The organism is Kordiimonas lipolytica, from assembly GCF_042651265.1.
GTDB lineage: Bacteria > Pseudomonadota > Alphaproteobacteria > Sphingomonadales > Kordiimonadaceae > Kordiimonas > Kordiimonas lipolytica.
In genome coordinates, this window is the sequence record NZ_JBHSCR010000022.1 from 1 (window position 1) to 1518 (window position 1518).

1 protein-coding gene is annotated in these 1518 nt (G+C 51.7%); it reads right to left on the reverse strand.

The window, feature by feature from the left end; genetic code table 11:
* Nucleotides 1-75 precede the first annotated feature (75 nt).
* Nucleotides 76-1430 (reverse strand): IS3 family transposase gene (locus ACFO5Q_RS16725; protein ID WP_156431865.1). Its coding sequence is split into 2 segments (ribosomal slippage): nucleotides 76-1083 and nucleotides 1086-1430, totalling 1353 coding nucleotides; the frame shifts between segments, so codons are not numbered across the junction.
* Nucleotides 1431-1518: the final 88 nt, after the last annotated feature.

A 1518-nucleotide genomic window follows, 5' to 3' on the forward strand; every position in this document is an offset into this window, starting at 1 on the left:
TGTCCGTCGTCAGATAAATTGTTACCAGTAGGCGCTTAAAATAAGAGAGGTTTTGATCTCATATCTTGTTTTAAGTTAAGCAGCCTTTGCGTGATGTCGCAAGGCTCGTTGTCTTAAGGTTTGTTGTTTGATTTTTCTCCTTCTGTCCAGAATGGTTGGGCCCCGCCCGAAGTAGACATCTGCAGGCGTCAGATTGTTCAGGCTTTCATGATATCGCTCGTGATTATAGTAGTGGATAAACTGGCCGATCTCATGTTCCAGATGACCGGGTAGATAATAGTTATCCAGGAGAATGCGGTTCTTCAGTGTTTGGTGCCAGCGTTCAATCTTGCCCTGTGTTTGCGGGTGATATGGCCTGCCGCGAACATGCCCCATGCCCTTGGCCTTCAGGAAGTCCGCCAGTTCCTCTGCCACATAGGACGAACCATTATCTGATAACAGGCGGGGCATGGCAGCTTTGTCATGACAGCCAGAAGCATTCAGCGCCTGATCAATTGTGTCTGTCACATCCTTGGCTTTCATGGTGCTGCAAAGCTTCCAACTGATCACATAACGGCTGTAATCATCCAGGATCGTGGATAGATAATACCAGCCCCAGCCTTTGATCTTGAAGTAGGTAAAGTCGGTCTGCCATTGCTCGTTAATGCGCGCCGGCTTGTCTTTGAACTCGTCCGCAGCCTTGATCACCACATAGGCCGGGCTGGTGATCATGTTTGCGGCTTTCAGCATGCGGTAAACGCTGGCTTCCGACACAAAGTAGCCCTTGCTGTCCGTGAACTTTACGGCCAGTTCCCTCGGGCTCAGTTCTGGCTCGTCCAGTGCCATATCATGCACCTGTTTACGGATATGATCCGGGATGCGGTTCCAGGCTTCGCCAGGGTGCGGCTGCCGGTCATTGAGACCATCAAAGCCACTGGCCAGATACCGGTCATACCAGCGGTAGAAAGTCGTGCGTGGAATGCCTATCCTGTCCAGTGTCTGACGTGCCGACAGATGTGACTGTTCGACAGTGCGGATGATCTCAAGCTTCTCAGATGCAGAGTATCTCATTCTTCGTACCCCCCATCCCCGACCACGCTTTTTTTAAGTAGCCGTATCTCCAGGGTTTGCTCCGCCACCACTTCCTTCAGGTCCCTGGCTTCCCGCCTTAGGTCGTTTACCTCGTCACTGGTGGCTGCACGCACTGTATCGCCTGCCAGGCGCTGCTTGCCGGCCTCCAAAAATTCCTTCGACCATTTGTAATACATGCTCTGCGCGATGCCTTCCCGGCGACACAGTTCGGCAACCGATGTCTCGCGGCTCAGCCCCTCAAGGACAATCCGGATCTTCTCCTCGGCCGAATAAATCTTCCGCGTCGCGCGGCGGATGTTCTTAACTGTTTGATCTGCGGCTGACTTGCCACTTTTTGAACTAGAGGATTTAGCTTTCATTCTTCGTTCCTTACGTCACTTCAAATGAAATCAAAATCCTCTCTTATGCAATTGCCTTCTTTGGCCCCATAAGCCCTGACGGGGAACA